The organism is Methanobrevibacter ruminantium (assembly GCF_016294135.1).
Lineage (GTDB): Archaea > Methanobacteriota > Methanobacteria > Methanobacteriales > Methanobacteriaceae > Methanobrevibacter > Methanobrevibacter ruminantium_A.
In genome coordinates this window covers 1-6,026 of the sequence record NZ_JAEDCO010000060.1, presented here as the reverse complement: position 1 = coordinate 6,026, position 6,026 = coordinate 1, and the positions used below count along the sequence as shown (strand labels likewise).

The following is a 6,026-nucleotide window of genomic DNA, read 5'->3' as shown; positions in this document are numbered from 1 at the left end:
TTTCTATTTTCTATTTTCTATTTTTTCATTTCTCTTTTTCCAATAATTTTTCCAAAATAAGCAAATTTTTTAAATAATTAAAACTTTAATATATTATATAATAATAAAATTCTAAAATTAAATTATTTACGAGATGTAATTTAAGATAAAATTGATTATTCTTATTGATGTGATGTAAGATGGGTGATGAAATTATAGGAAATAGATGGGATGGTTCAACAGGCTTTCTAATAGCTATGATAGGAACCATTATTGGGCTGTCTGGAATTTGGAAATTTTCTTATCTTATGTATGAAAATGGTGGAGGAACATTCCTCATGCCATATATTTTAGCTATTGTAATCATGGCCATTCCTATTTTAGTATTGGAATTTGGAGTGGGTTTCAAGTTCAAGTCAAGTCTGCCTAAGGTATTTTATAATATCAAGTCAGAGTTTGAAATCATAGCATGGTTTATTGTCTTCTTGATTTTTATAGTCCTGATTTATTATACCTGCATAATGTCTTGGGACCTTATCTATATTGTACTTAGTTTATTTAAAGGATGGGGCAGTAATCCTAGTGTTTTCTTTACAACAACATTGCTTCACAGCACCTCCAATCCATATGGGCTAACTTATCTTGTAGTTCCTATTGGAGTAGGCTTGATAGTAATATGGGGTTTGATTTATTTATTCTCCCGTAAGGAAATCAACAAGGGAATCTTGACAATCAGTAAAATATCCCTGATATTGTCCTTTGTATTGTTGATTGGCATGTTGCTTTTTGCTCTTCAATTGCCGGGCTCCCGTACTGGAATAATGGCATTGTTCAATCCAAATTGGTCTGTGCTATTGGATTTGAATGTATGGATAGCTGCATTTGGCCAATTGATATTCTCATATGGTTTAGGCTATGCAATTGCAAGCACATATGCCTCTTATTTGGGGGATAATGCAAAACTGATTGACAATGCATGGATTATTGTTTTGGTAAGCCTTGTCTTTGAAGTGTTGGTTTCAGTTCTCCTATTCGCAATCATGGGATATATGGCATTAGGAAGGAATATCCCAATCACCAGTTTAGTAAGTGATGGATTTTCATTGATATTTGTTGTTTTCCCTAATGTATTCAATATAATGGATCCATGGGTTTATATGGTTGCTCCAGCATTTTTCTTGCTTATATTTGTGGGCAGCTTAAGCACTGTCTTAGCATTAATCGAACCATTGTCCAATGCAATAAGTGAAAAATTCGGATGGGCAAGGGATAGGGCTGTCAGGCAGCTTGTTTTAGTTGGTTTGTTCCTGTCATTCATATTTGCAACTGGAATGGGCGAATACCTTTTAAGGATTACAGACTCATTCATAACTCAATTTGCAATTATATTGGGAGTTCTTCTTGAAATAATCGTTTTAGGTTGGGTTTTTGATATTGAAGACATACGTTCAGTCCTAAATGGCAATTCCTATATTAAAGTGGACAGATCTTGGATAATTACTATTAAATTCATCCTTCCAATAATTTTGACCATTATTTGGATTTTAGGGGTTTACAATTTAATTCTTGTTGGAGATAGGCAAAGCTTGCTTGTGCAATCAGTTATCGCTTCAATATTTGTACTTGTTCCTTTAGCTTTAACAGTTATCCCTTATAATGGAGATTATTCTCTTGATTTGTCCGATAATAAAGGTGGAATGAACTACTTCAAGGAAAAGGAATATGTTGAAAAGACCATTGATGATTATGCAGAAGAAGACCATAATTCATTATTTGATAAGAACGGTTCATTTGTAAGTCCTTATAAGTCCTTAAGGAACAGGTTCAAAAGGGAAGATAATGATGGTGAGGAGTTTGAAGATTCTGTTGAAGAAAGCAAATCAAAATCCAGAAGATTGGATAGGTTTGGAAGTTCAAGGTCCAAATCAGGTAAAAATGTCTTAAGGAATGTTGATTTGTCATCTGAAGAGTTTGATTCCCCTTATGATGAAGACTTTGATGATAAGTATAATCGCTATGCTTATGATGATTCCGACTATGATGGTTCAAATTATGGTGCAGAGGATTCTCCTTCAGATAATGGCAAAAGGAAATCAACATCATTGTTTGATAAAATAAACATGTTCAATAGGGATAAGGGCGAAGCTGATTTGGATGATGAATTTGAAGATGTGAGCTTTGATGATGATTTCGGTGGTGGAGATTACATTTCTCCTATTAGAGATGAAGAGGGCACTAAAAAACCAAAACATACATTTAAAAGCTCTAAGGATGCAGACGTTTTTGACAATTTGGATGATTATGTTGAAAAGCCTAAGGCTAAGGCCAAACCTAAATCCAAATCAAAAGCCAAAACTAAGTCTGAATCCAAGTCTAAGACTCCTAAAAAACCTAAAGTTGAAGAACCGCCTGAAGAGGAGTATGAGGATTTCAGTGATGATTTCTTTGATGACGGAGTATTCGGTGATGAAGGATACGAATCCCTTTTGGATGATTATGTTGAAAAGCCTAAAGCTAAACCTAAATCATCTAAAAAGAAATCCAAATCTGTTAAAAGAGAATCAAGTGATGATGAAGATCGGTATTATGACTATGAAGGAAAAGGGGCAGATTCTGTTTTCAATTTAGATGACTAATCCACCAAGCTTTTTCCTAAGTTGTAAGCATTTATTTTTATTTATAATTTCTTCATCTTCTTTTTTTATTTTATTTTTTTTAATTTTTTCATTTTTTATATTAAATTTAGCCATTTTTATAATTATTTTATACTTATTTTATACTTATTTTATACTTATTTTATACTTATTTTATAATAATATATATAAAGATGAAAACATAATTATTATTATCTTAAAGAAAGGTGTATTATATGGATAAAAAAATGGCTATTTTAATAATTGCTGTATTTTGTTTATTATGTGTATGTTCATACTTGATATTTGAACCAGGCAGAGATGTCACTTATCATCAAGTCAATTTAACAAATTCATGCTCTGCTAAAGTTCCAGTAACTGATCAAGTGTCCGAGTATGCTGATAATCTGGACATTCATTACTATTCTGATTACGATTATGGTCTCAACATTACCAGCTTTAACAATGCGTCCCCAGTTACCGGATCACAAGGGCTTCTAAGATTTAACAATATTAAAAAAGAAGTCTTAGGTACTGAGAAAGCAAAAAATGGCAATTTCACTTATTATAAGAACAATAAGCTTGGAACTTACACTGTATTTGTTGAGGATAAGATGTCAAATAACTTTATTGTAATGTCCTCAAAGGATTTGACAATTTTAAATACAGTTTATGATAGTTTAGAGGCAAGAATCGTTGTAAATGATTATGAGTTGCAACAGATGTATTCAAACAATACCTCTAACAATTCATCCCGTTATTATTAAGTTTTTTAGTTTTTCATTTTTTTCAATTTTTTATTTTTTAATTTTATTTCAGTCAATGTGATAATATGAATACTGCAGAAGCATTAATCAAATTGCTTGAAGATGATGGAGTTAAACATATATTTGGTCATCCTGGAGAACAGATACTCCCTTTTTACAAGGCTTTAAAGGATTCTTCAATAGAGCATATTTTAACAAGGCATGAACAGGGAGCGGCTCATGCAGCAGATGCATACGCTCGTTCATCAGGCAATTATGGATTATGCATTTCCACTGCAGGTCCCGGTGCCATGAATCTGGTTATGGGAGTCGCTACTGCCTTTAAGGATTCTGTACCTCTTCTTGTCATTACAGGGGATAATGATTATTCCAAAAAGGATGAGGATATTTTTCAAAATTCACCAATCAACAGTGTTTTTGAAAACATAACCATCAAGAGCTTCCATCCTTCTTCTGGAAAATCAGCTATTTTTAATTTAATTGAAGCTTTAGTTATGCTTCACAAATATCCTAAAGGACCAGTTCATATTAACCTATCAAAAGATGTTCTCCTTGAAGGCATTGGTTTGGATGATGTTGACTTGAAAGAAATGATTGATTCTTTTGGTTATGATATTTTTGAGGGTATTGATTCCAATTTGGAAATATTTGATGAAAAAATTTCCAGTTTTGATGATTCTCATGAATTAGTAGATGTCTTTGATGACCACTTCATTTATTATGGTGGAAAATTAGTGTTGGATGATGATTTTTCTAAGAATTTTAACTCTTTTTCAAAAAATAATGCAAGTGATGTAGATAACAATATCAACTTAGCTATTGATAAATTCAAACTTTCACGAAAACCATTGGTCGTTGTAGGAAATGGTATAGTTTGGGGAAAAGCTATCGATAAATTAAGCAATTTTGTAAGTAAAACATGGGTACCTATTGCTACCACTTTTCACTCTAAAGGAATCATCAGTGAAAGCGATAAATTGAACCTTGGCATTGTTGGTCTTAGGGGAACTTCACTTGCTAATTATGCATATGAGAATTCAGACTGCATTCTTGTTTTAGGTGCAAGATTATCTGAAAGGACAATTGCATCCTGCAGGTATGGTGATGTCAAGGATAAGATAATCCATGTGAATATTGATGATGATTGCCTTAAGGGCAATATTGACATTTCCATGGATGCATCAGACTTTTTGGATCTATTGCTGAGAAAAATAGAATCTAAGGATTATAAGAATAATGAATTTATATTGTATAATGATTGGATCAATGAAATTTACTCTCATTATGAAGAGTTGATTGTTGATGGAATTGATGATGTTGAGGATAATTACATTCCATTGAGGCCACCTTATGCAATAAATAAGATTATAAATGCTTTTAAGGGAAGTTATTTCCTCTCAGATGCAGGAACCCATACAACCTGGACAACATTGCTTTCCAAAAATGACAGGTTTGGAAAACTCTTGTTCTCAGGAGGATTTGGACCAATGGGTTATGGTTTGCCCGCTTCCATTGGTGTATCTATTGCCCATCCATATGATCAAGTCGTTGTCATATGCGGTGATGGAGACATTCAGATGGTCATTCAGGAATTGGCTACAATTAGGGAATATGACTTGAATGTGAAAATTTTCATTATAGATAACTCACAATTGGGAATCATTCGCCAATGGGAAGAAACAGTTTATGATATGGATAAGTATCAAATTGATCTCTCAAATCCGAATTTTGCCAAATTGGCTGAAGCTTATGGAATCGATTCAATGAGAGTTGAATCTAGAGATGATCTTGATTTGGCTATTGATGAGGCGTTTAGTCCCAATCATCCATTTTTGGTTGATGTATGTGTATGTGAAGAGAATATTCCTTTGCCTAAATAAGATTTTCAACTATAAAATTCCTATCCAATCTTTTTTCAATTTTTAGTTTTTTCTCTTTCAAGGAACTCTTTTAATAACTGGTTTTTATTTTTTTCAATAAATAGGTTATATTTTTCATCAATTGATTCAATTTGCCAGTTCAATTCACTATTGTTTTTAGTTTCTAATAGGTAAGCTATTGGTTCAATGTCTAGATAGGATATAGAATTTTCAGTGTTTTCATTATTCATCAATTTTTTTAGCTTATCTATTCTGCTTTTGGATGGGTTCACGTCAATTGAAATGATGTCTACTTTGAAAATAAAGTATATGTTATCATTGAATACAGGAACAGCTTCGCTAAACTCGTAAAATGTTTCTTTTTTAAAGCTATTCCTTATTTCCTTTCCATCCATTTAAATCACTTGTTTTTTGTTTAGTTATTTTTCTTCTTTTTGTGAATTGTCACTTATTGGCTCTTTTTCTTTTTTATCTTTAGATTTCTTTTGTCTATAGAGTTCTTTAATCAGTTCTCTAATGTTCTTTTTAGTTAATAAGACTAAACTATAAATCAATAAGGGTAGAATATTTATTTTTAATTCTATCTTTCCTTCAAAATCAGTTATCACTTCGTTAAATCTAGGTTCTACAGTTAACAGTGTTGGCTTGGAACTGTTTACAATAGCACCTATTGACCAGATCCAGCTAGCTATTTTTACAGTAGTTGTATGGTCACTAAGGCCAATTATCAGATTTCCTTCAAGTTTCTTTAAATCGATTGCTTTTAG

At 32.2% G+C, this 6,026-nt stretch carries 6 protein-coding genes; 3 read left to right on the top strand and 3 right to left on the bottom strand.

The features are described from left to right. Positions 1-179: 179 nt before the first annotated feature. Positions 180-2,615 (top strand): sodium-dependent transporter, encoded by a 2,436-nt coding sequence (locus VW161_RS08580; RefSeq protein ID WP_304093482.1) that lies wholly within the window; start codon positions 180-182, stop codon positions 2,613-2,615. Here the strand turns inward: VW161_RS08580 and VW161_RS08575 are convergent. Continuing rightward, positions 2,604-2,729 (bottom strand): hypothetical protein, encoded by a 126-nt coding sequence (locus tag VW161_RS08575; protein WP_325192931.1) that lies wholly within the window; start codon positions 2,727-2,729, stop codon positions 2,604-2,606. The genes VW161_RS08580 and VW161_RS08575 overlap by 12 nt on opposite strands. A gap of 119 nt (positions 2,730-2,848) precedes the next feature. Between VW161_RS08575 and VW161_RS08570 the strand changes: the two genes are divergently transcribed. Together VW161_RS08570 and VW161_RS08565 are read left to right on the top strand one after the other, a co-directional pair. Further along, a complete protein-coding gene (locus VW161_RS08570) occupies positions 2,849-3,379 on the top strand; it encodes a hypothetical protein (RefSeq protein ID WP_304135132.1) in 531 nt (176 codons plus the stop codon). A gap of 65 nt (positions 3,380-3,444) precedes the next feature. Next, the gene (locus tag VW161_RS08565; protein WP_304085772.1) at positions 3,445-5,259 is read left to right on the top strand and encodes a thiamine pyrophosphate-binding protein; all 1,815 of its coding nucleotides are present in this window, start codon (positions 3,445-3,447) and stop codon (positions 5,257-5,259) included. A gap of 35 nt (positions 5,260-5,294) precedes the next feature. Here VW161_RS08565 and VW161_RS08560 read toward each other — a convergent pair whose 3' ends face one another. Then, positions 5,295-5,654, bottom strand: coding sequence for a hypothetical protein (locus VW161_RS08560; RefSeq protein WP_304093479.1), 360 nt, complete (start codon positions 5,652-5,654; stop codon positions 5,295-5,297). A gap of 24 nt (positions 5,655-5,678) precedes the next feature. Continuing rightward, positions 5,679-6,026, bottom strand: a 348-nt coding sequence (locus VW161_RS08555) for a hypothetical protein (protein ID WP_325192930.1), incomplete at its 5' end; no start/stop codon positions are given.

Coding starts and splice junctions, on each gene's coding strand:
- VW161_RS08580 (WP_304093482.1), top strand. CDS start 180: ATGGGTGATGAAATTATAGGAAATAGATGGGATGGTTCAACAGGCTTT.
- VW161_RS08575 (WP_325192931.1), bottom strand. CDS start 2,729: ATGGCTAAATTTAATATAAAAAATGAAAAAATTAAAAAAAATAAAATA.
- VW161_RS08570 (WP_304135132.1), top strand. CDS start 2,849: ATGGATAAAAAAATGGCTATTTTAATAATTGCTGTATTTTGTTTATTA.
- VW161_RS08565 (WP_304085772.1), top strand. CDS start 3,445: ATGAATACTGCAGAAGCATTAATCAAATTGCTTGAAGATGATGGAGTT.
- VW161_RS08560 (WP_304093479.1), bottom strand. CDS start 5,654: ATGGATGGAAAGGAAATAAGGAATAGCTTTAAAAAAGAAACATTTTAC.